This is a genomic window from Streptomyces glomeratus (assembly GCF_021462825.1).
GTDB lineage: Bacteria > Actinomycetota > Actinomycetes > Streptomycetales > Streptomycetaceae > Streptomyces > Streptomyces glomeratus.
The window spans coordinates 43,786-69,105 of the sequence record NZ_JAKEEB010000017.1 but is presented as its reverse complement, the minus strand read 5'-3'; the positions used below and the strand labels follow the sequence as shown (position 1 = coordinate 69,105).

Below are 25,320 nucleotides of genomic sequence, written 5' to 3'. Positions count from 1 at the left end.
TCAGGCAGCTCCCGGCACGGGCAGTCCGCAGGCGCGGCGGGCTCTCGAGAGCTGTTCCTCGGGGTCGCCGAACACGCTCCACGGCATACGGGAGGCATAGGGCCCCATGGCCACCAGGACGGCGCGCGCCTCGAACGCACACTGGGCCATGACCAGCGCGTGCGCGAGGTAGGCGAGGTCAAGCACCGGCGTGAAGCGGTAACCGGAGACCTCCGGCAGCCAGTTCTGGTAGATCGCGAGCGCGGCGGAGCGCCACTGGGGTTGTTCCCAGACGCGGTCGGCGAGCGACTGCGCCGGGTTGTAGCTCTCCACGAGCGCGACCAGCGGCAGCAGCCGCAGGGGCGAGGTGACGGGTGCCCGCTGGCTGAGAAAGGCGGCGACGTCCCAGGCGGCGTTCGCCGAGCCGCGGTGACGGCTGAAGAAGTAGGCGAGGAATCGGTGGTGGCCCTCGCGGTGGAAGGGGTCGAGCCGCAGGATGTGCGAGAACAGCTGCCAGGGACCCGGCGGCGCGGTGAGCAGCCCCTGCGGTGCGGGTTCGCGGATCTCGTGCAGACGCGTGAGCGCCAGCCTGGCCACCCAGGGAGTGGGGTCGCGCGGCGCCATGACGGTGGCACGGGCGCACGCATTCAGCGCGATGCGCTCCAGGGGGCGGGCCCGCTCGTCGCGGGCGTCCGCGGCGCGCAGCGCCCGCAGGACGGCGACGCGCGCCCACAGCAGCGAGGCCTCGGGGCCGGGCTCCTCGGCGAGCCAGCGCTCGGCCAGGTCGGAGTCGGCGGCCTCCGAGGCGAGGACCAGGGAGCGGTGGGCGCGCAGCCCGAGGTCGTCGCGGGTCTCGGCGAGCAGTTCGTGGGCGCCCAGATAGCGGCCGGCCCGCACTTCCACGCATACGCTCGCCAGTTCACGGTCGTCGGCCGCCGGATGCCACACATACTGCCCTGCGAATAACCCCGCGGCCATGCTCCCCTGTCCGTCCCCGTACGACACCGGCGGTTGCGCACCAGCACCTTACTCACCATGCGGCACAACCGGAATGCCGCTTCCCGCCTCCTGGACAGCACTGATGATTGAGCCGTGAACAGTTCAATGTGGCACCACATTCCGGACCCGCCCCCTGTGCGCTCACGTAAAATGCTCATCCGGAAAAAGCCCGCACCCCTTCACGTCCAGGAATCGCCATTCACACGCTCGCCTCCCGTCTGCTGCGGCTGCCGCCGTCCTGCGGCCCCGTCCGCCTCATCGGTGTCGACGGGCACGCCGGCTCCGGGAAGTCCACGTTCACCGGACAGTTGGCGGCCGCGCTCGGTGGCGCGCCGGTGCTGCACCTCGACGACATCGCCACCCACGAGGAGCTGTTCACCTGGACGGACCGGCTGCTGCGCGAGGTGATCACGCCACTGGGCCGGGGCGAGACCGCCCGCTACCGGCCCTACGAGTGGCACACGCGGAGCTTCGGCTCCACCCGCTCGCTGCCGCCCGCCGAGGTGGTCCTCGTCGAGGGGGTCGGCGCCGGACGCCGCGCACTGCGCCCCCACCTGGCAGGGCTGCTGTGGATGGAGACACCGCGCGAGGAGGCCTGGGAGCGCGGGCGGTCCCGGGACGGCGAGGGGCAGAGTGCGTTCTGGGCGGGATGGGTCCCGGCGGAGCGGCGGCATTTCGCCGAGGACCCCTCGCGACCGTTCGCCGATCTCCTGGTGCAACAGGGGCCGATGGGTTATCAGGTGCTGCGAGGGCCCGCCGTGTCCCCTGATCCGGACCAGTAGATCACCCTCAGTGACGGAACCGCGTCGTTGTGCTGAACTTGTGAAGACCCTTGCGGGCGAACTTCTTTGACTGCACCACGTCGGCTTGACCCGGGGGCGGGACAGGACTTACGTTCTCAATGTGCGGTTTCGAAGCCGCCCCCAGAAACGCGAGGCCCCCGGTTGTTCCCCCGTGATCGGGGGCTTCGTTCTGCCTCGAACCCCCTCTCTCCGCCGTCGCGAGGCGTGATCCGTTCACGCTCGGTCACCATGCGCGTGGCGCCCCGTCCGCCCCACCTCGTCGAACGGCTCGTGCGGCACCCTTCGGTGCGCCACTCCCCCGCAGGTACGATGCCTCTCGGTGCGACCTTCGGACCGCTGCCTCGCGCGGCGGTCCAACTCCGGTCCGCGGCACAGCAGTTCCAGCAAGGCGGCCGGCGGGCACGGGCCCGGCGGTGAACCACGGGGGCACGGTATGTGGGGGACGTGATGGATTTCGGCACGCGGGGCCCCGAGGCCCCGGCCGACCTCGCCTGGCTGCGAGGCGTCGACGCCTACACCATGGGCGCCTATCCGCAGGCGGAGGAGGAGTTCCGCGCGGCGGTCCGGATGGACCCCGGAATGGCCGACGGCTGGCTCGGGCTGCACGCGCTGCGCGTCGACACCACGACCGCGCTGCTGCGGATGTTCCGCCACCGCGACCGCTTCGGGGAGCAGCGCGCACGGCATCGGCGGACCCTGAACTCCTGGTACTGGCTGGGCTGGTGGGTGCAGCCGGTGCTGGAGAGCCCGCGAGACCTGCTGCTCGCGCACGCCTCGCACTGGCTGGACGGCCGCCACGTCCCCGAGCTGGACCGGGCGCTCGCGGGGCTGCCGCCCGTCGACACCGACCCCCAGGTCCGCTTTCTGCACGCCTGTCGTGCCTACCTCGTCAAGGACTGGGAGCAGCTCGTCCGGCACACCGATCCGCTGATCGACGACCCCATGCTGGGCATCGAGGCCGGACTGTTCGGCGGGATGGCCCGGGTCCGCCTGGAGATGTACGGACAGGCCGAGCCGCTGCTGTCCGCCGCGCTGATGCGCTGCCGCAGCGAGCAGCCGCAGCGCAAGGAGCTGCGGTACTGGCTGGCCCGGGCCCACGAGGGCACGGGGCGTTCGGCGGCCGCCCTGCCCCTGTACCGGGCGGTCCACCGGATCGACCCCGCGTTCATGGACACCTCCGCGCGGCTCGCCGCGATCGCCGAGGGCGACGGCTACGACGAGTCGGCCGACCTCACCGCGGTGGCCCTCGGCGGGGGCGGCGACCTGCTGGATGGGCCGGACGGTCTCGATCCGCTCTTCGGCACCGAGAGCCGGGAAGTGAAGCTGTCCGAACCGGACCTCCCGCCCACGGGCCCGCTGCCGGCGCAGAGCGATCTCGTACGGGAGAAGGCCACGGTCCCCGCGCCGCCGCTGCCGACGGGCCCGACCGATCCGGCGCTGCTGGAGGAGGCACTGGCCGAGCTGGAGCGGATGGTCGGCCTGGAGCCGGTCAAGCGCCAGGTCAAGGCCCTGTCGGCGCAGTTGAACATGGCGCGGCTACGGGCCGGCCAGGGCTTACCCGTGCAGCCCCCCAAACGCCACTTCGTCTTCTCGGGTCCGTCGGGCACCGGCAAGACCACGGTGGCGCGCATCCTGGGCCGGGTCTTCTACGCGCTCGGCCTGCTCGGCGGCGACCACCTCGTGGAGGCCCAGCGGGCGGACCTGGTCGGCGAGTACCTGGGCCAGACCGCGGTGAAGGCCAATGAACTGATCGACTCGGCGATCGGCGGCGTACTGTTCGTGGACGAGGCGTACTCGCTGTCCAACTCGGGCTACGGCAAGGGCGACGCGTACGGCGACGAGGCCCTGCAGGTGCTGCTGAAGCGCGCCGAGGACAACCGCGATCACCTGGTGGTGATCCTCGCCGGCTACCCCGAGGGCATGGACCGCCTCCTGGCCGCCAATCCCGGCCTGTCCTCCCGCTTCACGACACGGGTCGACTTCCCCTCGTACCGCCCCCTGGAGCTGACGGCGATCGGCGAGGTCCTGGCCGCCGAGAACGGCGACGTCTGGGACGAGGAGGCACTCGAGGAGCTGCGCTCCATCGCCGGTCATGTGGTGGACCAGGGGTGGATCGACGAGCTCGGCAACGGGCGGTTCCTGCGGACGCTGTACGAGAAGAGCTGTGCGTACCGGGATCTGCGGCTGATCGGGTATCCGGGGACACCGAACCGAGACGATTTGTCGACTTTGCGGCTGCCGGACCTGATGCAGGCTTACGGCGAGGTCCTGTCGGGCCGGGGGCCTCAGGATCCCTCGGGCCTCTGACCTTGATCGGGCGTTCCACCCGCGCCCGCGGGGGCGCGGGTGGAACCCCTCTTCGGTCAGCTCGGCACCGCTTCCCTCTCCTCCGGCATGCGCGGCTGGGGCGGGACCTCGCGGTGGGCCGGGTCCCTGACCTCGCCCACCAGCAGTTCCAGCACATCCTCCAGGGCGACCAGGCCGAGCACCCGGCCGGATCCGTCGGCCACCTGGGCAAGGTGGGTGGCGGCCCGGCGCATCACCGTGAGGGCGTCGTCGAGCGGCAGCTCCGCGGCGAGCGTGGTCATCGGGCGCCAGAGCCGCTGCGGCACCGCCCGCTCGGAGTCCTCCAGGTCGAGGACGTCCTTGACGTGGAGGTACCCCATGAAGCCGCCGTTCTGTGCGACCACCGGGAAACGGGAGTACCCGGTGCGCGCGGTGAGCGCCACCACCTGTCCGGGGGTCACCGTGGGCTCCACGGTGACCAGCAGGGCCGGATCGAGGAGCACATCGGTCACCGGGCGTGAGCCCAGCTCCAGCGCATCCTCCAGGCGCTCCTGCTCCTCGGGGTCGAGCAGTCCCGCCTGGCCGGAGTCCTCCACCAGCTGGTTGAGCTGCTCGCTGGTGAAGACGGCCTCGACCTCGTCCTTCGGCTCCACCCGGAAAAGCGTGAGGATCACCCGGGCGCAGGCGCTCAGCGCGACCGTCACCGGCCGGCACAGGCGCGCGAACGCCACCAGCCCCGGGCTCAGCCACAGCGCGGCCTTCTCCGGCGCCGCCATCGCCAGGTTCTTCGGCACCATCTCGCCGATCACCAGGTGGAAGAAGACGACGGCGGCGAGCGCGATCACATACCCGAGCGGATGGACCATCCCGTCCGGGAGATGTGCCGCCTCGAACACCGGTTCAAGCAGATGTGCCATCGTCGGCTCGGCGACCGCGCCCAGCGTCAGTGAGCAGACGGTGATGCCGAACTGGGCCGCGGCCATCATCTGCGGAAGCCGCTCGAGGCCGTAGAGCACCTGCCGGGCCCGTGCGGTCCCGAGCGGCTCGATCTGGCTGCGCCGCACCGACACGAGCGCGAACTCGGCGCCGACGAAGAACCCGTTCGCCAGCACCAGCAGCGCCGCGAACACGAGTTGGAGCAGGCTCATCGCACCGCCTCCGCGGCCGGCGCGGGGACGTCCGCGAGCCTGACCAGTCTGACCCGCTCGGCGCGGTAGTGCCCCACCTGGCGCACCGTGAGCCGCCATCCGGGCAGTTCGGCCCGGTCCCCGGGCGCCGGGATCCGCCCGAGCAGATCGGCGACGAGTCCCGCGACCGTCTCGTACGGCCCCTCGGGGACTTCCAGTCCTATCCGCTTGAGGGTGTCCACCCGGCAGCTGCCGTCGGCCTCCCAGGCGGGGCGCCCGTCCTCGGGCGGCGCGACGGCCAGTTCGGGCAGGTCGTGTTGGTCGTGCTCGTCGCGTACCTCGCCGACGAGTTCCTCGACGATGTCCTCGAGGGTGACGACACCCGCAGTGCCGCCGTACTCGTCGACGACGACCGCGATGGGCTGCTGGCTGCGCAGCAGCTCCAGGAGGGGCTGCACGGGCAGTGTCTCGGGCACGAGCAGCGGCGTCTGGGCGATGCGGACCACGGGTGTGCGCAGCCGTTCGTGTACCGGCACCGCGAGCGCGTCCTTGAGGTGCGCCATGCCGACGACCTCGTCGATCTTCTCTCGGTAGACGGGGAAGCGGGACAGGCCGGTGGCCCGGGTCAGATTGACCACATCCTCCGCCGTGGCGGACGACTGCAGTGCGCTGACCTTGACCCGCGGGGTCATCACGTGCTGCGCGGTCAGCTCGCCCAGCGAGAGCGTGCGGACGAACAGATCGGCCGTGTCCTGTTCCAGCGCCCCGGCCCGCGCCGAGTGCCGGGCCAGGGACACCAGCTCCCCGGGTGTGCGCGCGGAGGCCAGCTCCTCGGCGGGCTCGACACCGAGCGCGCGCACCAGCCGGTTGGCGACCGCGTTGAGGGCCGCGATGACGGGCCGGAACAGCCGGGAGAACAGGTGCTGCGGGCCCGCGACGAAGCGTGCGACCTGGAGCGGCCGGGAGACCGCCCAGTTCTTGGGTACGAGCTCGCCGATCACCATCTGGGCGGCGGACGCCAGCAGCATGGCGACGACGACGGCGATGCCGTCCGCCGCGCCCTCGGGGATGCCGGTCAGGCCGACGGGGCCGCGCAGCACCCGGCTGAGCGCCGGTTCGGCGAGCATGCCCACGACGAGCGAGGTGATGGTGATACCGAGCTGGGTTCCGGAGAGCTGGAAGGACAGCTCCTTGAGCGACTCGACGACCGTACCGGCCCGTCGGTCGCCGTCGGCCGCGGCCTTCTCGGCGTCGGGCCGTTCGACCGTGACCAGTCCGAATTCGGCCGCGACGAAGAATCCGTTGGCCAGGATGAGCAGGAAGGCCGCTCCGAGGAGCAGCAGGGTGATGGTCATGATGCCGCCGCCTCCGCGTCGGCGCGGACCTCGGGGGTACGGTCCGCGCTATGTCGGCAGGGGGCGGCGCAGGTACTACAGGACGATCCGTCCATCGCCGGAGGGAGTCACTCCTCGGGTAGCAGGAACCCCTGAGCACCGGGCGGAACCTCAGGGGCGAAGGCGCAACGGAAACGCCTCTGCACACCAGATTAATCAAGATTCCGTCTTGCGCGTCAGGGCGGGCGCCCCGAAGTCAGCCCCGATGTCGCTCGGGATCGGCCGTGGAGCGGGCCTCGGCGAGCGCGCGCAGCGTGCGCGCGTCCTGGATCGCCCGCTGTCTGGCGATGCCCGGCTGGATGCCGAGGGCGGGCAGGCTGGTGCCGTCGCTCAGATCGAGGAACACCCAGGGATCACCCGGACGCAGGTTGACCCGCAGGATCTCCGCCCACTCGAGGCGGCGTGAGCTGGCAATATTGACGACGGTGACCCCGGACTCGTCGGCGACGACCTTGGGCCGGGAGAGCAGCAGCAGCACTCCGCACAGAAGGGTCGCCGTGACGATGAAGCTGAGCCGTTCGCCGGCGGTGAGCGGCTCCAGCAGCAGGCCGACCGTGGTGATCACGGCGAATATGGCGATCCCCGCGGTGACCAGCACCACTCGGGTGCGGGCGGGCCTGAAGGTCACGGGGAGGGCGGGCAGGTCCGGCATCGGTGTGCGATCCCTCACAGACGGCAGGCGTGGATCGCCGTGGTCAGGATGGCCCGGGCGCCGATGGCATACAGGTCGTCCATGATCCGCTGGGCCTCCTTGGCCGGGACCATGGCGCGGACGGCGACCCAGCCCTCGTTGTGCAGCGGGGAGACGGTGGGGGACTCCAGGCCCGGGGTGAGGGCGACGGCCTTCTCGAGCTGCTCGACACGGCAGTCGTAGTCCATCATCACGTACGTCCGGGCCACCAGTACGCCCTGGAGGCGGCGCAGGAACTGCTGGACCTTGGGCTCCCCGGCGTCGGCGCCGGTGCGGCGGACGACGATCGCCTCGGACTTCATGATGGGCTCGCCGATGACCTCCAGGCCCGCGTTGCGCAGCGAGGTGCCGGTCTCGACGACGTCCGCGATGACCTCGGCGACACCGAGTTCGATGGCGGTCTCGACGGCGCCGTCCAGGTGCACGACGGAGGCGTCGATGCCCTTGTCCGCGAGGTGCTTGGCGACGATGCCCTCGTAGGAGGTGGCGACCGTCATGCCCGTGAGGTCCTCGACGCTCCTCGCGGTGCCGGGCTTGGTGGCGAAGCGGAAGGTCGAGCGGGCGAAGCCGAGCGGAAGGATCTCCTCGGCGTTGGCGCCGGAGTCGATGAGCAGGTCCCGCCCGGTGATGCCGATGTCGAGGCGGCCGGAGGAGACGTAGATCGCGATGTCGCGGGGGCGGAGGTAGAAGAACTCGACCTCGTTCTCCGGGTCGACGATCCTGAGCTCCTTGGACTCCCGCCGCTGCTGGTAGCCGGCCTCATGCAGCATCTCCGCCGCAGGGCCGGACAGTGAACCCTTGTTGGGGACGGCGATGCGCAGCATGAGGTCGGCTTCCTTTGCTCGTTCGTACGGAACTGTGTGGGGGCTGGCTCAGAGGTGGGCGTAGACGTCGTTCAGGGAGACTCCCCGCGCCACCATCATCACCTGGACGTGGTACAGCAACTGCGAGATCTCCTCGGCGGCCGCCTCCTTGCCCTCGTACTCGGCGGCCATCCAGACCTCGGCGGCCTCCTCGACGATCTTCTTGCCGATGGCATGGACCCCCTTGCCCACCAGTTCGGCGGTGCGGGAGGTGGCGGGATCGCCGTGGGCGGCCTTGTGCTGGAGCTCGGTGAAGAGCTCCTCGAACGTCTTCTTGGACATGGTGGTGCTAACCCTAGCGCTCCGGGCGCTGCCTCAGTGCCAGGGCTCGGATACCGAGCGCAGCGTCGCCGCGGTCGCCACCGCCGCCGTGACGGCTTCGTGGCCCTTGTCCTCGCTGGAGCCCTCCAGGCCGGCGCGGTCCAGCGCCTGTTCCTCGGTGTCACAGGTCAGCACGCCGAAGCCGACGGGTACGCCGGTCTCGACCGACACCTGGGTGAGGCCCTGGGTGACGCCCTGGCACACATAGTCGAAGTGAGGGGTTCCGCCTCGGATGACGACCCCGAGGGCGACGATGGCGTCGTAGCCGCGGCCCGCGAGCACCTTGGCGGCCACCGGCAGCTCGAAGCTCCCGGGAACCCGCAGCAGTGTCGGCTCGTCGATCCCCAGCTCTCGCAGGGCGCGCAGGGCGCCCTCGACCAGACCGTCCATCACCTTGTCGTGCCACTGTGCCGCGATGACGGCGACCCGCAGGTCGCTCGCGTTGCGTACGGACAGCTCCGGTGCACCCTTGCCGCTCACGTCTCTCCTCCGTGCTCTCTTACTGGTTGCCGCAGGCGGACACGGCGGTCGTGTCCAGCCCCGGCAGGTCGTGCCCCATCCGGTCCCGCTTGGTGCGCAGGTAACGGAGGTTGTGTTCGCCCGCCTGTACGGGCATCGGCTCCCGCTCGGTGACCTTGAGGCCGTGGCGGACCAACGCCTCGGTCTTGTCGGGGTTGTTGGTCATCAGACGCAGGCTGCGGACGCCGAGGTCCTCCAGGATCTGGGCGCCGGCGGCGTAGTCACGGGCGTCGGCGGGCAGGCCCAGCTCCAGGTTGGCGTCCAGGGTGTCGCGGCCGCGTTCCTGGAGTTCGTAGGCGCGCAGCTTGGACAGCAGCCCGATGCCGCGTCCCTCGTGGCCGCGCAGATAGACCACCACGCCCCGGCCCTCGGCCTGGATGCGCTCCAGGGATGCCTCCAGCTGGGGGCCGCAGTCGCAGCGCAGGGAGTGGAAGACATCGCCGGTGAGGCACTCCGAGTGCATACGGACCAGGACGTCCTCGCCGTCGCCGATCTCACCGTGGACGAGGGCGACGTGCTCGACGCCGTCGACGGTCGACCGGTAGCCGTACGCCGTGAAGGTGCCGAAGGCCGTCGGCAGGTGGACCTGGGCCTCGCGGCGGACGGTGGGCTCGGAGGTACGGCGGTAGGCGATCAGGTCCTCGATCGAGATGATCGTCAGGCCGTGCCTGCGGGCGAACGGGATCAGTTCCGGCAGGCGCAGCATGTGGCCGTCCTCGCCGGCGATCTCCACGATCGCGCCGGCCGGGCGCAGCCCCGCGAGCCGTGCGAGGTCGACGGCGGCCTCGGTGTGGCCGTTGCGGACGAGGACGCCGCCGGGCTTGGCGCGCAGCGGGAAGACATGGCCGGGGCGGACGAAGTCGCCGGGGCCCGCCTCGCCGCCGGCGAGCAGCCGCAGGGTGGTGGCACGGTCGGAGGCGGAGATACCGGTGGTCACGCCGTGGGCGCCGCTCGCGTCGACGGACACGGTGAACGCGGTGCGCATCGACTCGGTGTTGTGGTCGACCATCTGGGGGAGCTGGAGGCGGTCGAGTTCCGCGCCCTCCATGGGGGCGCAGATCAGGCCGCGGCACTCGCTCATCATGAAGGCGACGATCTCGGGGGTGGCCTTCTCGGCGGCGATGACGAGATCGCCCTCGTTCTCGCGGTCCTCGTCGTCGACGACCACGACCGGGCGGCCGGCCGCGATGTCGGCGATGGCCTGCTCGACCGGGTCGAGCGCGAAGTCCTCGACGTCGTCCATGCTGTACAGGACCGGCGCGGTGGTCATGCGTGGGCTCCTTCCAGTACGGGCCGCGCGGCCCTGCGGGAGCGCAGCCACCAGTCGCGCATGCCCCACAGGACGAGCGCGCCGTAGATGACGTAGACGAATCCGGAGAAGGCGAATCCGTTGGCGAAGTTGAGCGGGACGCCGACGGCGTCCACCAGCAGCCAGGCGATCCAGAACTCGACCATGCCGCGCGCCTGGGCGTACATGGCGACGATGGTGCCGACGAAGATGTAGGCGTCGGGCCAGGGGTCCCAGGACAGCGACGGGAAGGCGGTGAACAGGCCCGCCACGGCGAGCGTGCCCGCGGCCGCGGCGCCGGCCAGCACGCCGCGCTCGCGCCAGGTGGCGAACCGCACGGCGATGTGGCCGTCCTCCGCCTGGCCCTTGCCGCGGTTCCACTGCCACCAGCCGTAGACGGCGACGACCATGACCACGATCTGCTTGCCGGCGCTGCCGGACAGATGGGCGGTGGCGAAGGCCGCGAAGAGGATGAGTCCGGACAGGAACTGGGTGGGCCAACTCCATATGGAGCGCCGCCAGCCGAACGCCAGGGCGACCAGGCCGATGACATTGCCGATCATGTCCGACCACTTGATGTGCTGGCCGAAGACGACGAACGCCTCGGAGTTGAGCCAGTTCACCGGGTGGCCCCCTGGTTCGCCAGCAGCCGCTCGACGTACTTGGCGACGACGTCGACCTCGAGGTTGACCGGGTCGCCGGGCTGCTTGAGGCCGAGCGTGGTCAGGGCGAGAGTGGTGGGGATGAGGCTGACGGTGAAGTAGTCCGGGCCCGCCTCGACGACCGTGAGGCTGATGCCGTCGACGGTGATGGAGCCCTTCTCCACGACGTAGCGCGAAAGGTCCTCGGGCAGTGAGACCTTGACGATCTCCCAGTTCTCGGAGGGCTTGCGCTCCAGCACCGTTCCGGTGCCGTCCACGTGGCCCTGCACGATGTGGCCGCCCAGGCGGGCGCCGACGGCGGTGGGCCGTTCGAGGTTGACCCGGGAGCCGACCGTGAGGGCGCCGAGGCTGGAGCGCTCGAGGGTCTCCGCCATGACGTCGGCGGTGAATTCGTCGCCCTCGTGCTCCACGACGGTGAGACAGACGCCGTTGACGGCGATGGAGTCGCCGTGCCGGGCTCCCTCGGTGACGACGGGTCCACGGAGACGGAAGCGGGAGGAGTCGCCGAGGTTCTCGACGGCGGTGACCTCACCCAGTTCTTCGACGATTCCGGTGAACACTTCCCGGGTCCTCCTGCCTCAGTAGGGCACGGACTCCGGGGCCTGTCGATGACGACAGCAGACACGGGCGAGGACACCGGGGCGACGCCGGACAGGGCCCGTCCTCTGGACGAGCCGGTACGGCGGCGCGCACGAATGCCCGCCCGCCGCGCACTGCCTCCCATCCGGACTTTAACCGTCGGTCCAGGAATTTCACCTGGTCAGCCGATCGCTGGAAGCGACCGGGTCGCGGACTGTAACCGCCGGTTCGGACTTTCACCGACCCCGGAGTGCGCTGCTTTTGGTACAGGCTCAGTGTGCCACGCCCGATGGACGGCCATGCGGGTGAACCGCTGTGGGCTGCCTCACATGCTCACATAGCGGACTGCACGCGCACCGCGGGGTGGAGCCGCCGACCGGCCGGTGGGAGCGCATCGCGGCAACGGCGGCCCCGTGAAGGGCATTTGACAATTGGTCCATACCTATTGACGCGTCTGGTCTAGTCCTTTTAGGGTCGGCGATCCCGGCCCGGTGCGCCGTCCCTGAACGGCCCGGCGGCGGTGACGGAGGCCCTTGCCCCGCCGCCGGGCTCCCACCGGGGCGTCTGGGAGGCTGTCGGCGTGACGACGCAAGCCGACATATTCGAGAGCCACCGTCCGCGCCTGTTCGGTCTCGCCTACCGGATGCTGGGATCCGCCGAGGAGGCGGAGGACACGGTGCAGGACGCGTTTCTGCGCTGGAGCGCGGCCGACCGGGAGGACGTGGAACGGCCCGGGGCATGGCTGGCCAAGGTCGTCACCAACCTCTGTCTCACCCGGCTCACCTCGGCCCGTGCCCGGCGCGAGGTGTACCCCGGGCCCTGGCTGCCGGAGCCCGTGGTCACCTCGGACGGCACGCTCGGCCCCCTGGAGTCCGCCGAACAGCGCGATGCCGTGTCGTTCGCCCTGCTGGTCCTGCTGGAGCGGCTCACCCCGGCCGAGCGTGCGGTGTACGTGCTGCGGGAGGCGTTCGCGTACGGCCACCGGGAGATCGCGGAGGTGCTGGACCTCGGGGAGGCCAACTGCCGCCAGCTGTACCGCAGGGCGGTGCGGCGCCTGGCCGCCGACGACACGCGGTTCCAGGCGGAACCCGAGCGCCTGGCCTGGCTGCTGGAGTCGTTCCTGGCCGCGGCCCGGGACGGTGATCTGGCCGGTCTGGAGAAGCTGCTCGCGACGGACGTGACCTGGTGGGGCGACGGCGGCGGCAAGGTCAGCTCGGCGCGGCGGCCGATCGAGGGGCGCGAGAAGGTGCTCCGCTTCCTGGCGGGCGGTTTCCGGGGCTTCCTCGCGCACGTCGGTCTCACGGTGGAGGAGGTCAACGGCGCGGCGGCGCTGGTGGCCCGGGACGGCGACCGGGTCGTGGGGGTCGTCGCGATCGAGGTCCGCGACGGGCTGGTGGCCCGGCTGCGGTCGGTGGTGAACCCGGACAAGCTGGCGTTCGTGGAGCGCCAGCTCGGCCGCTGCTGAGCCTGTCACATTCGGCGGGTGCCGTCCGGTCGTAGCGGAGAAGGGGCGTTCCAGGAGGGAGCGCCCTCACGCGAAGGGACGGAAGCACATGACCACGATCCTGGTGACCGGCGGCACCGGAACGCTCGGCCGGCTCGTCACCGAGCGGCTGCGGACGGGCGGCCACGAGGTGCGTGTTCTCGCCCGTCACGCACAGCCCTACGCCGTCGATCTGATCCGGGGTGGCAGCGGTCTGGACGCGGCGGTCGCGGGCGTCGACACGGTGGTGCACTGTGCGAGCACGCCCCGCGGCGGCGACGAGCAGGCCGCCGTGCACCTGATCGAGGCCGCGCGGCGGGCGGGCGTGGCCCATCTCGTGTACATCTCGATCGTCGGGGTGGATGCGGTGCCGATCGGCTACTACAAGGCCAAGCACGCCGTCGAGCGGCAGATCCAGGAGTCGGGGCTGGGCTGGACGATCCTGCGGACGACCCAGTTCCACGATCTGCTGGTGCGGGTTTTCGAGGGCATGGGCAGGCTGCCGGTGCTGATCCTCCCGGCGGGCGTGAGCGACCAGCCGATCGCGGTGTCCGAGGTGGCGGACCGGCTGGCGGAACTGGCCGTGGACGGGCCGGCCGGGCGGGTCGAGGACATGGGCGGTCCCGAGGTGCGGACGTTCCCGGACCTGGCCCGGGCCTGGCTGCGGGCGACGGGGCGCCGACGGCCGGCCCTGACCGTGCCGGTCCCGGGCAAGGCGTTCCGCGCGCTGCGCGCCGGTGGCCATCTGACCCCCGGGAACCCGGTGGGCAAGGGCACGTTCGAGGAACACCTGGCGGCTCGGTACGCGGGCGGGGCGACGGCGCGCTGACCGATGCCGACCCGAGGTCAGCGGGCCGGGGGCGCGAAGATGTCGTCCTGCGCGCCGTCCCGCGCGGTCAGCAGCGCACCGCGCAGGACCGCGTTGCCGCCCAGCGCACTCGCCCGCACCTCGGTCCGCAGCGGCGACATCCGGGCGAGCCGCTCCTGGACGCGCCCGGCGAGCATGCGCCCGCCGGCCTGTCCGACCTCGCCGCCGAGCACGACACAGCCGGGGTCGAGGACCGCGGTGACGGAGGCGGCGCCGATGGCGAGACGGTCGGCCAGGGTGTCGAGGAAACGGGACGCGTTGTCCCCGTTTGGGGCGCCCGGTCGGCCTGCGGCGGCAGCCGGGCCCGCGGCGCCGGCCGGGCCTTCCCCGGCAGCCCGGCCGGCCACGGCATCCCGCCCTTCCACCGCCCGTACGGCCCGGCCGACCAGTGCCGCCACGGTCGGGCCGTCCGCCTGGCCCTCGGTCAACAGGCCGTAACAGCCGGCCAGTTCGGCGATGGCGGCCGCTCCCGCCAGGGAGTGGAAGCCCCCCTCGCAGTCCGTCGCCGACGGCAGCGTGCGGGTGCCCGGGACCGGCAGAAACCCGATCTCGCCGGTGCCGCCCGAGGCTCCGCGACGCAGGGCGCCGTCCAGCACCACGGCCGCACCGGTGCCGTGTCCCAGCCACAGCAGCACAAAGGTGTCACGGTCACGCGCGACGCCCTCGCGTTGCTCGGCCAGCGCGGCGAGGTTGGTCTCGTTCTCCACGATCACGCGCGCGGGCAGGCGCTCCTGGAGCGCGGTGACCAGACGGCGGTGCCATGCGGGCAGCCCGGTGGTGTCCCGCAGTTCCCCGGTGGCGGGGTCGATCAGTCCCGGCGCCCCGATCCCGACCGTGTGCAGCGAAGCGGCACCGGCCTCCTTGGCGGCACGCTCCACCAGCGTCACCGCCTGCTCGACCGCGGGCCCCGTGCCCGTGTCGCCGCCGATGGGCACCGACGCCTCGGCGAGCACCCCACCGAGCAGATCGGAGACGAGGACGGAGACACCGCCGGTGCGCACGTCGAGGGCCGCGAGATGGGCGCGGTCGGCGACGATCCCGTACAGTCGCGCGTTCGGGCCGCGCCGCTGCTCGCCCGACTCCCCCACCACCGTGATCAGCCCGGCCGCGGCGAGCCGTTCGACGAGGTCGGCGACCGTGGGCCGGGACAGTCCGGTGAGCTGCTTCAACCGCCCTGCCGTCAAGGGGCCTTCCTGCTGCAGCAGGCGCAGGGCGAGCCGGTCGTTGATGGCCCGGGCAGTGCTCGGGGATGCGGGCATGCCGGGATCCTCCCAGATCGACGGGACCGCTCGAGGGGCGGCACCCTGCCCTGCCCAGCAGGCCTCCCTATCTATCAGGCAGGGTTCCTGATAGTTTACGCCCGCGGCAGGGCGGACACACCCGGGGAGGGGCCCGAGAATGAGCGTGATGACCGCAGGGGTCCATGGACAGCGCGAGGTGAGGCGCGCCCGGTACGCCGTGGCCGCCGTGTTCGCCGTGCACGGTGCCGTCACCGGTTCGTTCGCGACCCGGGTGCCGTGGATCCAGGACCACGCCTCGCTCAGCGCGGGCCGGCTGGGACTGGCGCTGGCGTTCCCCGCGCTCGGCGCGTCCGTCGCCATGCCGCTCGCGGGCCGCATCACCCATCGCTTCGGCGCTCGCAACGCCCTGCGCGGACTGATCGCCCTGTGGACGCTCGCCCTGGTCCTGCCCTCCCTCGCCCCGAACCTCCTCACCCTGTGCCCGGCGCTGTTCGTCTACGGCGCCTCGGCGGGCATGGCGGACGTCGCGATGAACGCCCTCGGCGTGGAGGTCGAGAACCGGCTCGGCCGGTCGATCATGTCCGGTCTGCACGGCATGTGGAGCGCGGGCGCCCTGCTGGGCTCGGCGGCCGGCACACTGGCCGCGCACCTCGGCTCGGACGCCCGGGTGCACCACGCGCTGACGGCCGCCGTCCTGACCGCGCTGGGACTGGCCGCGTGCACCTGGGTGCTGGACCTCCAGCCCGCCGAGGACGAGGAGCCTCCACCCCGGTTCGCCCTGCCGCCGAAGTCGGCGCTGCTGATCGGTGCGGTCGGATTCTGCGCGGTGTTCGCGGAGGGGGCGAGTCTGGACTGGTCCGCCGTGTACCTGAGGCACCAGCTGGACACCTCCGCCGGGCTCGCGGCCGCGTGCACGACGGGCTTCACGCTCACCATGGCCCTCGCCCGGATCGCCGGTGACAGGGTGGTCGACCGGTACGGCCCGGTGCGCACGGTACGGGCGGGCGGCATCCTGGCCGTCCTCGGCGGCCTGCTGATCGTGAGCGCCGGCCCTCCGGCGGTGGCGATGACCGGGTTCGCGCTGACGGGCCTGGGCATCGCGGTCGTCGTACCCCTGTGCTTCGCGGCGGCGGGCCGCAGCGGGCCGAACCCGAGCCAGGCCATCGCCGGCGTCGCGACCATCACGTACACCTCGGGGCTGGTGGCGCCGAGCGCGATCGGCGGACTGGCCCAGGCGACCAGCCTCGTCGTGTCGTTCGGCCTGGTGACGGTGCTCTCCTGCGGGCTCGTCGCGTGCGCGGGCGTGCTGCGCACGGGCGGGCGCGACCGGCTCGAGGTCAGCCGGCCGGACGCAGCAGTTCCCGGCCCACGGTCCTGAACTCCTCGCCCCACGAGGCCGGGCGCAGCGTCGCCGCGTCGAGCCGGACCAGGACCCGGGTGCCGTGCGCGTACGTCACCGCTCCGTCGGCCGAGCAGAACCGGAAGCCGTACGTGAGGCCGGTGTTCCCGAGTCGCTCGAGCCACAGGTGGACGGCGTACGAGCCCGGCTTGGTCACCGGGGCCTCATAGGTGATCCGCAGCTCCTTGACGGCGTTGCAGAAGTCCCCCGCGGCCTGCCAGTCGCCTTCGAAGGTGAATCCCTGCTCGTGCCACAGGGCCGACCAGGCGCGCTCGACCATCACCGGATAGCGCGCGTTGTGGAGCAGGCCCAACGCGTCCAGGTCGTCGAAGTGCACGACGACGGGGATCAGCCGGCCGTACGACACGACGGGCGCGGCCTGGGCTTCGACGGTCACGGGCGGAGCTCCTGAGACGTACCTGGTGAGGCGCTCGCTGATACTGCGGCGCTGGACTCACCCATGGTAAGCGGTCGCTCAGCCGACTTCCTCCGCGGCTCTGGTCCGATCGGTCGGGCTGCTCGGAGGCGGGCCCAGGAGCGGCCCGTCGATCGCCGGGTGCCGCCGCTGGGGAGCCGTTTCTGCGTCAGCCTGCCCACGAGCCGGACTTCGTCGTGCAGGCCCTTGGCGTCCACGCCCGGGAAGAGGGAGACGTGGCCGTCGCCCCGGCGGACGAGGATGTCGTCGGCGGCGGTGTTGGCGGTGAAGGCGCCGGCGGCGACCACGGTGGCGTCCGTCCAGTTCGACTTCGCGGGCCGGATCTTGATCTCGCCGGGCAGGTCCTTGCCGGTCACGCCCGGGTAGATGGTGGTCTCGCCGTCGATCCAGCGCACCAGAAGGTCGTCGGTGCCCTTGCCGGTGAAGGCGCCGGTGGTGAGCTGCTCGGCGTAGGACCAGGTGGTGTTCTTCGGGAACGGGACATGAAGTTCCTCGGGACGTGCGGGATGCGTGGGAAAGGCGGAGGGGGGAGGCACGCGGCCGGGTCAGCCGGTGAGACGCGGTTCCAGCGCAAGGGCGGGCGTGCCTTCACCGCCACCGCAAGCCCCCATCGACCACCGCCGACCGACCAAGGGGAACAGCGGCTTGGGGATGGGCCGGCTTCGGTTTCTGCCGTGCCGGTGACGGCGGTGGTGGCGGCGATGGCGGTGGCGGTGCCGGCGGCGATGACAGATGAGAGACGTCCGATCTGAGACGGCCATCAGGGACGGCCGATCAGAGACATGCGATCAGAGTCGGCCGATCGGAGACATCCGATGAGAGACGGCCCGTCAGAGACGGCCGTCGTGCTGCCGTGGAAGATCCGTCGCGCATGGCGCGGAAGACCGGCGACCGGCGGAAACGCAACGGTCCCGGCTCAGGGAGAGGTCAGCCGGTGATGCGAAGCTCGACGAGGACGGAACGCTTGCTGGAGTCGCCCGCCTCGCCGACCGGCGTGTAGTCGTTCTTGGGGGCGTTGACGACGGTTTCCTTGCCGCCGGTGTCGAGCGTTGCCCGAACCGGGTGGTCCTGGGTCCAGATGCCGTAGGCGTCGGGGAGTTCCATGGTCAGGTACCCCTGCTTGCCGCTGACCTTGAAACAGAAGTACATGCCCGCGGTGCGGGACTCGACCTTGATATCGAAGGCCGAGGAGCAGTCGGTGAGCAGGATGTGGCCGTCGCCGCGCTTCAGCGTGATCTTCTGCTCCGCCTGGATCTTCGCGGCTCCGGGATAGTCGTAGGTCTCGACGGCGGACGGCATGCCCGTGTCGGTGGGCGCGGGCTCGGTCGGCGAGGCCGACGCCAATGTGGCAAAGCCCACAGAACTCACTACAGCCGCTATAGCGCCAACAACAAGGGTCTTTCCGGCGCGTGACATCGTCACGGGTTCCCTTCGATCGGCGGGGACTTGATCGTCCCCGATGAGGTGCATAAGTGAAGCATATGTAAGGTACCTGCGAAGGACCCCCCAACTACTTCGGGTTTCAACCTAGTTGACGTGGCGTCATGGGCGGTCATCTGCCCAGCGAACCGCATTCCGGACAGCGTGCAAATTCACGTTCGCCAACGGCGGGGTGGGTGCAGAGGCCGCCGGGTGATCGCACCAAGACGTCATGAAGCTCATTCGGTATGAAAAGGACTTCGCATGAAGAAACGTTGGCGCCCTGCACGGGCGTCGCACGGCCGGGCAATTGAGCCCATACGGGCCCGCGGCCGCCGCACTGCCTTGCACGGTGCAACTGCCGGGCTGGTGCCGCTGGCCCTGGCGGCGGGACTCCTCGGCGCCTGGCCAGCCGCGGCGGACGGCGAGGAGGACTTCGTCCCCGCCGACCGGGAGCTCGTGGTCGAGTACTGGCAAGACGGTGGCAGTGGGGTGAAGGAGGCCGCCGAGCGGGCGTTGCTCGGCGGTGACGACGACATCCGTGCGTTCATCCGGGACGAGCCCGCAGTGCAGGCGGTCGATGACCGGGTGGATGTCAGCCGGATCGTCAATGCCGGTGGTCCGGCGGTGCGCCAGGCGGCGAAGACCGCGCTGGGCTCGCAGAACCCGGACGATGTGACCGCGTTCCTGCGCGGTGGCTGGAAGGCTCCCCTGGAGCAGGACCAGCGCGTCGAGGCGTCCCGGGTGATCAACCTCGGTGGCCCGGGTGTGCAGGATGCAGGCAAGGCGGCGCTTGCCGGCACACCGCAGGATGTGGCGAAGTTCCTGGCCGAGGGCCAGTACACCGCACGCGAGGCGGACAACCGGGTCCAGGTCTCCCAGCTGGTCAGCTCCGGTGGCCCGGCGATGAAGGCGGCCGGCAAACTCGCCCTGCAGGGAACGCCTGAGGACATCGTCGAGTTCCTGGAGGTCGGGCAGTTCACCGCCCGCAACCGTGACCAGGAACACGCCACGATCGCGCAGCTGACCGAGCAGGCCAGGCAGGCCGGCGAGCAGGCGGACGATGCCACCAAGGCGGCGCAGGAGGCCTCGGCCAAGGCGGTTGCGGCCTCGGAGCTGGCCAAGGCCGCGGCACAGCGGGCCGCGAAGGAGACCGCGCAGGCCAAGGACGACGCGATCAAGGCGGCGTCCAAGGCTCGGCAGGCGGCCGAGGCCGCCAGGGCCGCCTCGCAAGCGGCGCAGACCGCGATCAGCGCGGCCAACGCCGCCGACCGCTCGGCGCGTATCGCGGCGCTGGCGGCGGCACAGACCGCGGCCGCGGCCACCGCTGCCGCCAACGCCGCCGGAGCCGCCTACAAGGCCGCCGCCGATGCGGCCGGCGACAAGAACAAGGCCGACTCCGCACGGGACTCCGCCCAGGCGGCCCGTGCCGCCGGAGCGCTGGCGAAGTCGTCGGCGGCCGCCGCGGAGCAGGCCGCCCGGGCCTCGCTGGCCGCCGGCGCGGCCGTCAAGGCCTCTCTGAGCGCCACCGCCAACGCCAACGCGGCCGCCGACGCCGCCGACGAGGCCAACCGCCAGGCCGACGCCGCCGGCGCCCACTCCGCCGAAGCCCAGGCCGCCGCCGCAGAGACACGCCGCCACGCCCGTGAGGCGAACCGGGCGGCCAACGCCGCCCAGGCCCTGGCCGGCGAGTCCGCCCAGGCCGCCTACGACGCACGCGACGCGGCCAACGCGGCGGCCACGCACGCCCAAAACGCCGCAGACGCGGCGGAGGAAGCCGCCAAGCAGGCGGGCAAGGCCACCAACGCGGCCAACGAGGCGGCCAAGCAGGCCGCCAAGGCCAAACAGGCCGCCGACACCGCCACCGCCGCGGCCGCCACCGCGCACAAGGTGTTCACCATCGCCCGCAAGACCGAGGCCGAGGACCTGGCCACCCGCACCAACGCGGCGATGGAGAGCGCCCAGTCACAAAAGGACGCCACCGACACCTTCACCTCCCAGCTCGCCCAGGTCGCACTCGAGGACAAGCGGATCGGCCAGGACACCGCCGCCCTGGCCGCCGAAGCCGACAAGCCCGGCGCCGACACCACCACCATCGCCGCCAAAGGCCGCGCCCTGGCCCTGCGCGCGTTGAAGCAGTACGGCTCCTGGCGCCAGGAAGCCGCCGCCCGCGCCCTGTCCGGCGACGACACCGACGTCCTGGACTACCTGAGAACCGGCGCGCAGCAGGCCCAGAGCGACGAGATCCGCCAGCAGGTCACCGATCTGGCACAGTCCAGCCCCTACGACAGCGTCCGCGCCGCTGCGAGCGAAGCGCTCGAGGGCAGCGATGAGCAGATCCGCGACTTCTACACCACCGGCCAGTACACGGTGGCCACCGCCGACTACCGGGTCCTCGTCTCCCAGATCAACAACGCCGGCGGCCCGGCCGTCAAGGACGCATCCAAGGCGGCCCTGGCCGACGGCAGCCCGCAGGCGATGATGTCCTTCCTCAACGGCGGCCAGTACCAGGCCCGCAACCAGGACGAACGGGTACTGGCCTCCAAGCTGGTCAACGACGGCGGACCGGAAGTACAGGCAGCCGCCAAGACCGCACTGACCGGCCCCGCCGACGAACTGCACGAGTTCATCGAGGTCGGCCAGTACATGGCCGACCGCAAGGACAAGCTCACCCAGACCCACACCGCCCAGATGCAGCGCCTGCTCGACGAGGCCGACGGCATCGCCGCCCTGGCCCGCCAGGACAGCTACCTGGCCGCCAAGGCCGCCGCCACCGCCAAGAACGCCAAGGACGAAGCGAACGAGGCAGCAGCCGAGGCGAAGAAGAACTCCGAGCAGGCCGGCAAATACGCGCAGGACGCGAAGAAGTCCGCCGACCAAGCCCAGACCAGCGCCAACCAAGCAGCCGAATCCGCCAAGACCGCCCGCAACGCCGCCGACCGAGCCGACCAGGACGCCGCCAACGCCGACGAATCAGCCGCCCAGGCAGAATTCTCCGCAGCCTACGCACGGGACTCTGCCTCCGCAGCCGACGACGCGGCCGACGACGCTCGGAATGACGCCATCGCTGCGGGCAAGAGCGCCACGGAAGCCAATACCGAGGCATCCAAGGCTTGGTCGGACGTGGCGACCAAACGGAAGGCGGAAGAGGCCGCGGCTCGGAAGCAGGCGGAGGAGCTGCGCAAGCAGCAGCGCGAGCAGGAGAAGCAGGCCAAGAACAAGAAGCACTGCATCGCCTACATGTCGCGGGACAGCCTCCCGCCGTGTGCGCTGGCCGGCCAGCCCCTCGAACTGCCGCAAGCCTCGCCCGACCTGGCCAAGCTCCTCCTCAAGGGCGGCATGGAGGTCCTCGGCATCACCGACCTCATCGACTGCGCCAAGGAACCCACACTCGGCAAGTGCACCCTCGCCGTGGCCGGCGTACTCCCGGTCGGCAAGCTGAAACTGCTCAAGAAGGCCGCCGACGGCGTCGAGGACATCGCCAAGGCCTCCCGCGCCGCGAAGGCCGCCGCGAAATGCTTCAAGTGCTTCCTCGCCGGGACGAAGGTCCTCATGGCGGACGGTTCGAGGAAGAACATCGAGTCCGTCAAGGTCGGCGACTCGGTCACCGCCACCGACCCCCTGACCGGAGTCACCGGGCCGCGGACCGTGACCGACACGATCGTCACCGAGCACGACAAGCAGTTCGACGAACTGACCCTGCACACCCGTCACGGCATCGAACACCTCACCGCCACCAACGAGCACCCCTTCTGGTCACCCTCCTCACGAACCTGGGTGAAGGCCGAGGACCTGCACGCCGGAGCTGCACTCCGGACCGTGGACGGCACTGAGGTCACCGTCCGGAGCAACCGCTCCTTCCAAAAGACCGCCCGGACATACAACCTCTCCGTTGCGGGCCTGCACACGTACTACGTGCTGGCGCGCGAGACGCCGATCCTCGTTCACAACAGCGGCGGATGCCTGGTCGTCCTGCGAAACTGGAAGAGTCAGCGATTCCAGTTCGGCAGTGAAACCTTCTTGCTCGACAAGAAAGGATTTGAGCATATCCTCACTCGCCATCACCCGAAATACTGGGATGGTTCAGTGAAGCAGACGCAGTCCTTCTTCGATGCGAACATGAGCGTTGAGGACGTTCAGAACGCAATCGGCGAAGTCATGAAGCAGAACCGCGACATGCTCATGCAGCGCGGCAGCAAGGGCATGTATCAGATTCGCGGAAAGGTGAACGGTGTTGACTACGTGCTCGGCATGAACAGAGGCCGAGTGGGCCAGTTCTACCCGCAAACTTCATAGCGGAAGGACCTAAGACATGGTCAAAGTGGAGACGTTTCTGAAGGACTCGAATGGCGAGTTCCAGCCAGTGGAGACCTGCCGTACCCAGCCGAGGGACCTTGATTACATCGAGGGTGCCATCCAGCTGTCCATCGACGGGCTGCCGATCATAGGCCTCGAAGAATGGGACTACGTCGACCAGCTCTGGTGCTATGTCGCCGACATGGTCACGCAGTTCGGTACGACAGGCTTCGCAGAGACGTATTTCCCGGACCAGCCGATCAAGCTTTCCTTCCAATCCTCGGGATCACGTGTCCTGGTAACCGCCGAGACCGGCAACGAAGTAAGAAGAGCAAGCGCCCCGTCCGCCGAATTCCTTGAGTCCGTCAGGACGGCTGGGACACGATTTTTCGAGAAAATGTCCGAGCTGGCCCCGGCTAATTCCTACGCCGAGGCGATCCAGCAGTTGGCGAACTGAAAGGAGGAGGCTCCGCTGGACTCCGTTTCAGCGGAGCCTCCGAGAACCGCATACTCGGCATGCGGAGGCGGACTTTCGCCATGATCGTCGCGCTGGTGATATCACTCGCCAACGTCTCGGCGCAGGAGCCCTGTCGTTCCGGTCGTGTGCCGCGCTCAGCTGCTTACGCGTCCTCCGCGTAGGCGTCGAGTCCAGCCGGAGTGGCCGCCGTCGTAGTCGCCGGCAAGGCGAACCGGTCCGCCCGCCGCGGAGCGGAGGGGCCCTCCCACTGGGCGACCGCGTCCGGTTCGAGGACGACGACCTCGCCGGGGCCGGATGCGGCCGCGAAGGCGTCGATCCGGGCGTCGTACGCGGCGAGGTGGCCGACCGCCGAAACGCGTGAGCCCGGCACCCGCCCCCTTCCGTCCCCCTGATGGCCCACAGCGGGCGTCCCCCGTTCCGGGGAAGCCCACGGGCCGGTGGCGCCCCGGTCAGCCGAGGACTGGAACCCTGCCCCCATGGTGCGGTTGGAGCAGTTCACGACCGGGGTGCACACGGTCGTCTCACGCATGCGGGCGCTGGACGGAGCCTGGCCGGAGCACGATGGCGTCGCGGTCTTCAACCGGGTCTACCTCGCCGTCACCCAGGAGGTCGACCGCCGTCTGGACGCGGGGTACTTCCCGGACCCACGGGCCGCGATCGCGCTGGACGTACGGTTCGCCGAGCGGTATCTCGCCGTGGCCGAGGAGGGTCCGGTGCCCGCCTGCTGGCGGCCGTTGTTCCAGTTCCGGCGCCACCCCGGGGTTCGGCCGCTGCAGTTCGCGCTCGCGGGCATCAATGCCCACATCGGCCACGACCTGGCACTCGCCGTCGTGGACACCTGCCGAACGCTCGGCTGCGAACCGGCCGGTCTGGAGGACGAGTTCGAGCGGGTCGGCGACCTTCTCCTCTCGCTGGAGGAGCGCATCCGCGACGAACTGATGCCCGGCCCCGATCTGCTTCAGCTCGCCGACCCGTTGACCCATCTGCTCGGTGCGTGGAGCCTGGAGCGGGCCCGGGAGGCCGCATGGTCGGCGGCCCGGGCGCTCTGGGCGCTGCGGCACCTGCCGGACGTGGCCGAGGAGTTCGGGCGCCGCCTGGACGCGGCGGTGGGATTCGCGAGCCGGATGCTGCTCACACCCCTACCGCACTGATCCGGCCACCGGCGCCTGTCGCGCCGGACAGTGCCCCGTGGCCGCTGTACGTTGATCAGGGGGCCCTCCATGACGAAGGAGCGACAGGCATGGCGACCCTGCTCGGACTCGGACTCCCGCAGAACAAGCAGTACGACATCGGGCGGGACGTACCCGACGTCGCACACGCCGCCGAGGAGATGGGCTACGACAGCCTGTGGGTGTACGAGCGGGCCCTGTTCCCCGAGCCCGCGGCCCAGGGGCTGTACGGCATCGAGGGAATGCCCTGGCCGGACAGCTACCGCGGGGTGGCTCACCCCCTGGTGACGCTCGCCCTCGCCGTCTCGGCCACCCGGCGCGTCCGGCTCGGCACCGGCGTTCTGGTGGCGCCGCTGCACGGCCCTTTCCAGCTCGCCAAGGCGTTCGCCTCGCTGGACGCGGCGAGCGGCGGCCGGATCGTCGCGGGCCTGGGCACCGGCTGGTCCCTCGACGAGTACGCGGCGGCCGGGGTCCGCCCGTTCGAGGAGCGGGGCCGGGTCATGGACGAGATCATCGATGTCTGCCGTGCCGTCTGGGGCCCCGACCCGGTCTCCTACGAGGGCGGGCTCACGAAGATCTCTCCGGCGGTGGTCGCGCCCAAACCGGCCCGGCCGATCCCGATCCTGCTGGCCGCGACGAACAGGACCGCCCAGCAGCGGCTCGTCGAGAAGGCGGACGGCTGGCTCCCGGTGGGCCTCGGCGCCGGCCGGCTGGCGGCGCAGTGGCGCACGCTGCAGGACCTGGCTGCCGAGAAGGGCCGCGTGGAACCGCTGCAGACGGTGATGCGCGCGAACGCGGTGTACACGGCGAGGGCCTACGACGGCCCGGACCGAGGGCCCTTCCAGGGCAACGTCGACCAGATCGTGGAGGACCTGGCGGCCCATGCCGAGGTCGGCTTCGACGAGATCCTCGTCGACCTCCAGGGCTCGGCCCGGGACGCGCAGGAGCTGAAGGACCTGGCCGCGAACGTATACACGACGGCGCGGGCGGCCGGGATCTGACCGGCCGCCCGCTCGTCGA

General features: G+C 70.9%; 24 protein-coding genes and 1 riboswitch. Of the genes, 9 read left to right on the top strand and 15 right to left on the bottom strand.

Features of this window, described 5'->3' with window-relative positions:
- Positions 1–957, bottom strand: a complete 957-nt coding sequence (locus LZ604_RS20780) for a hypothetical protein (protein WP_234516917.1) — start codon at positions 955–957, stop codon at positions 1–3.
- A gap of 212 nt (positions 958–1,169) precedes the next feature.
- Between LZ604_RS20780 and LZ604_RS20775 the strand changes: the two genes are divergently transcribed.
- Together LZ604_RS20775 and LZ604_RS20770 are read left to right on the top strand one after the other, a co-directional pair.
- Positions 1,170–1,760: a uridine kinase family protein gene (locus tag LZ604_RS20775; protein ID WP_372482171.1), complete on the top strand. Its 591-nt coding sequence runs from the start codon at positions 1,170–1,172 to the stop codon at positions 1,758–1,760.
- A gap of 468 nt (positions 1,761–2,228) precedes the next feature.
- Positions 2,229–4,088 (top strand): AAA family ATPase, encoded by a 1,860-nt coding sequence (locus LZ604_RS20770; RefSeq protein ID WP_234516916.1) that lies wholly within the window; start codon positions 2,229–2,231, stop codon positions 4,086–4,088.
- Between the two features lie 56 nt (positions 4,089–4,144).
- Here the strand turns inward: LZ604_RS20770 and LZ604_RS20765 are convergent, their stop codons facing one another.
- The 9 genes from LZ604_RS20765 to LZ604_RS20725 form a co-directional block, all read right to left on the bottom strand.
- Positions 4,145–5,215: a hemolysin family protein gene (locus tag LZ604_RS20765; protein WP_234516915.1), complete on the bottom strand. Its 1,071-nt coding sequence runs from the start codon at positions 5,213–5,215 to the stop codon at positions 4,145–4,147.
- Complete coding sequence (locus LZ604_RS20760; protein ID WP_234516914.1) at positions 5,212–6,549, bottom strand: hemolysin family protein; 1,338 nt, start codon at positions 6,547–6,549, stop codon at positions 5,212–5,214. Before LZ604_RS20760 ends, LZ604_RS20765 begins: the two co-directional genes overlap by 4 nt.
- A gap of 235 nt (positions 6,550–6,784) precedes the next feature.
- Positions 6,785–7,240, bottom strand: a complete 456-nt coding sequence (locus tag LZ604_RS20755) for a PH domain-containing protein (RefSeq protein ID WP_234516913.1) — start codon at positions 7,238–7,240, stop codon at positions 6,785–6,787.
- Between the two features lie 14 nt (positions 7,241–7,254).
- Positions 7,255–8,103, bottom strand: a complete 849-nt coding sequence (gene hisG / locus LZ604_RS20750; protein ID WP_234516912.1) for an ATP phosphoribosyltransferase — start codon at positions 8,101–8,103, stop codon at positions 7,255–7,257.
- A 48-nt stretch (positions 8,104–8,151) separates the two neighbouring features.
- The gene (locus LZ604_RS20745) at positions 8,152–8,424 is read right to left on the bottom strand and encodes a phosphoribosyl-ATP diphosphatase (RefSeq protein ID WP_234516911.1); all 273 of its coding nucleotides are present in this window, start codon (positions 8,422–8,424) and stop codon (positions 8,152–8,154) included.
- Between the two features lie 33 nt (positions 8,425–8,457).
- Entirely contained in the window at positions 8,458–8,943 is a 486-nt protein-coding gene (gene ribH, locus LZ604_RS20740; RefSeq protein WP_234516910.1) for a 6,7-dimethyl-8-ribityllumazine synthase, read from the bottom strand.
- 19 nt (positions 8,944–8,962) lie between these two features.
- On the bottom strand, positions 8,963–10,252 hold the full coding sequence (locus LZ604_RS20735; protein WP_234516909.1) for a bifunctional 3,4-dihydroxy-2-butanone-4-phosphate synthase/GTP cyclohydrolase II: 1,290 nt from the start codon (positions 10,250–10,252) through the stop codon (positions 8,963–8,965).
- The gene (locus LZ604_RS20730) at positions 10,249–10,893 is read right to left on the bottom strand and encodes a nicotinamide mononucleotide transporter family protein (RefSeq protein WP_234516908.1); all 645 of its coding nucleotides are present in this window, start codon (positions 10,891–10,893) and stop codon (positions 10,249–10,251) included. Before LZ604_RS20730 ends, LZ604_RS20735 begins: the two co-directional genes overlap by 4 nt.
- Positions 10,890–11,492, bottom strand: coding sequence for a riboflavin synthase (locus LZ604_RS20725; RefSeq protein WP_234516907.1), 603 nt, complete (start codon positions 11,490–11,492; stop codon positions 10,890–10,892). The genes LZ604_RS20730 and LZ604_RS20725 overlap by 4 nt, the downstream gene beginning before the upstream one ends.
- A gap of 146 nt (positions 11,493–11,638) precedes the next feature.
- A riboswitch (FMN riboswitch) is annotated at positions 11,639–11,769 on the bottom strand.
- 322 nt (positions 11,770–12,091) lie between these two features.
- Here LZ604_RS20725 and LZ604_RS20720 point away from each other — a divergent pair.
- Positions 12,092–12,976, top strand: a complete 885-nt coding sequence (locus LZ604_RS20720; protein WP_308283612.1) for an RNA polymerase sigma-70 factor — start codon at positions 12,092–12,094, stop codon at positions 12,974–12,976.
- 88 nt (positions 12,977–13,064) lie between these two features.
- Positions 13,065–13,823: an SDR family oxidoreductase gene (locus LZ604_RS20715; RefSeq protein WP_234516906.1), complete on the top strand. Its 759-nt coding sequence runs from the start codon at positions 13,065–13,067 to the stop codon at positions 13,821–13,823.
- 17 nt (positions 13,824–13,840) lie between these two features.
- Here the strand turns inward: LZ604_RS20715 and LZ604_RS20710 are convergent, their stop codons facing one another.
- Entirely contained in the window at positions 13,841–15,121 is a 1,281-nt protein-coding gene (locus LZ604_RS20710; protein ID WP_234516905.1) for an ROK family transcriptional regulator, read from the bottom strand.
- A 148-nt stretch (positions 15,122–15,269) separates the two neighbouring features.
- Between LZ604_RS20710 and LZ604_RS20705 the strand changes: the two genes are divergently transcribed.
- Positions 15,270–16,481, top strand: a complete 1,212-nt coding sequence (locus LZ604_RS20705) for an MFS transporter (protein ID WP_234516904.1) — start codon at positions 15,270–15,272, stop codon at positions 16,479–16,481.
- Here the strand turns inward: LZ604_RS20705 and LZ604_RS20700 are convergent.
- The 3 genes from LZ604_RS20700 to LZ604_RS20690 form a co-directional block, all read right to left on the bottom strand.
- On the bottom strand, positions 16,441–16,899 hold the full coding sequence (locus LZ604_RS20700) for an acyl-CoA thioesterase (RefSeq protein ID WP_234516903.1): 459 nt from the start codon (positions 16,897–16,899) through the stop codon (positions 16,441–16,443). The genes LZ604_RS20705 and LZ604_RS20700 overlap by 41 nt on opposite strands.
- The gene (locus LZ604_RS20695) at positions 16,896–17,474 is read right to left on the bottom strand and encodes a hypothetical protein (RefSeq protein WP_234516902.1); all 579 of its coding nucleotides are present in this window, start codon (positions 17,472–17,474) and stop codon (positions 16,896–16,898) included. The genes LZ604_RS20700 and LZ604_RS20695 overlap by 4 nt, the downstream gene beginning before the upstream one ends.
- Before the next feature lie 391 nt (positions 17,475–17,865).
- Complete coding sequence (locus LZ604_RS20690; protein ID WP_234516901.1) at positions 17,866–18,297, bottom strand: hypothetical protein; 432 nt, start codon at positions 18,295–18,297, stop codon at positions 17,866–17,868.
- A 405-nt stretch (positions 18,298–18,702) separates the two neighbouring features.
- Here LZ604_RS20690 and LZ604_RS20685 point away from each other — a divergent pair, with 405 nt between their 5' ends.
- Together LZ604_RS20685 and LZ604_RS20680 are read left to right on the top strand one after the other, a co-directional pair.
- Positions 18,703–22,653, top strand: coding sequence for a polymorphic toxin-type HINT domain-containing protein (locus LZ604_RS20685; protein WP_234516900.1), 3,951 nt, complete (start codon positions 18,703–18,705; stop codon positions 22,651–22,653).
- 16 nt (positions 22,654–22,669) lie between these two features.
- Positions 22,670–23,110 carry a hypothetical protein gene (locus tag LZ604_RS20680; protein ID WP_234516899.1) on the top strand — a complete coding sequence of 147 codons (441 nt, stop codon included), beginning with the start codon at positions 22,670–22,672 and terminating at the stop codon, positions 23,108–23,110.
- 163 nt (positions 23,111–23,273) lie between these two features.
- Here the strand turns inward: LZ604_RS20680 and LZ604_RS36290 are convergent, their stop codons facing one another.
- Entirely contained in the window at positions 23,274–23,501 is a 228-nt protein-coding gene (locus LZ604_RS36290) for a hypothetical protein (RefSeq protein WP_372482167.1), read from the bottom strand.
- A 106-nt stretch (positions 23,502–23,607) separates the two neighbouring features.
- Here LZ604_RS36290 and LZ604_RS20670 point away from each other — a divergent pair, with 106 nt between their 5' ends.
- On the top strand, positions 23,608–24,282 hold the full coding sequence (locus LZ604_RS20670) for a DUF5995 family protein (RefSeq protein WP_234516898.1): 675 nt from the start codon (positions 23,608–23,610) through the stop codon (positions 24,280–24,282).
- A gap of 89 nt (positions 24,283–24,371) precedes the next feature.
- Positions 24,372–25,301 carry an LLM class F420-dependent oxidoreductase gene (locus LZ604_RS20665; RefSeq protein ID WP_234516897.1) on the top strand — a complete coding sequence of 310 codons (930 nt, stop codon included), beginning with the start codon at positions 24,372–24,374 and terminating at the stop codon, positions 25,299–25,301.
- Positions 25,302–25,320: the final 19 nt, after the last annotated feature.

What these genes read in the sequence shown, in the direction of transcription:
- LZ604_RS20670 (WP_234516898.1), top strand. Translation starts at nt 23,608, where the DNA reads ATGGTGCGGTTGGAGCAGTTCACGACCGGGGTGCACACGGTCGTCTCA.
- LZ604_RS20780 (WP_234516917.1), bottom strand. Translation starts at nt 957, where the DNA reads ATGGCCGCGGGGTTATTCGCAGGGCAGTATGTGTGGCATCCGGCGGCC.
- LZ604_RS20770 (WP_234516916.1), top strand. Translation starts at nt 2,229, where the DNA reads ATGGATTTCGGCACGCGGGGCCCCGAGGCCCCGGCCGACCTCGCCTGG.
- LZ604_RS20715 (WP_234516906.1), top strand. Translation starts at nt 13,065, where the DNA reads ATGACCACGATCCTGGTGACCGGCGGCACCGGAACGCTCGGCCGGCTC.
- LZ604_RS20745 (WP_234516911.1), bottom strand. Translation starts at nt 8,424, where the DNA reads ATGTCCAAGAAGACGTTCGAGGAGCTCTTCACCGAGCTCCAGCACAAG.
- LZ604_RS20735 (WP_234516909.1), bottom strand. Translation starts at nt 10,252, where the DNA reads ATGACCACCGCGCCGGTCCTGTACAGCATGGACGACGTCGAGGACTTC.
- LZ604_RS20680 (WP_234516899.1), top strand. Translation starts at nt 22,670, where the DNA reads ATGGTCAAAGTGGAGACGTTTCTGAAGGACTCGAATGGCGAGTTCCAG.
- LZ604_RS20760 (WP_234516914.1), bottom strand. Translation starts at nt 6,549, where the DNA reads ATGACCATCACCCTGCTGCTCCTCGGAGCGGCCTTCCTGCTCATCCTG.
- LZ604_RS20705 (WP_234516904.1), top strand. Translation starts at nt 15,270, where the DNA reads ATGACCGCAGGGGTCCATGGACAGCGCGAGGTGAGGCGCGCCCGGTAC.
- LZ604_RS20765 (WP_234516915.1), bottom strand. Translation starts at nt 5,215, where the DNA reads ATGAGCCTGCTCCAACTCGTGTTCGCGGCGCTGCTGGTGCTGGCGAAC.
- LZ604_RS20665 (WP_234516897.1), top strand. Translation starts at nt 24,372, where the DNA reads ATGGCGACCCTGCTCGGACTCGGACTCCCGCAGAACAAGCAGTACGAC.
- LZ604_RS20710 (WP_234516905.1), bottom strand. Translation starts at nt 15,121, where the DNA reads ATGCCCGCATCCCCGAGCACTGCCCGGGCCATCAACGACCGGCTCGCC.
- hisG (WP_234516912.1), bottom strand. Translation starts at nt 8,103, where the DNA reads ATGCTGCGCATCGCCGTCCCCAACAAGGGTTCACTGTCCGGCCCTGCG.
- LZ604_RS20755 (WP_234516913.1), bottom strand. Translation starts at nt 7,240, where the DNA reads ATGCCGGACCTGCCCGCCCTCCCCGTGACCTTCAGGCCCGCCCGCACC.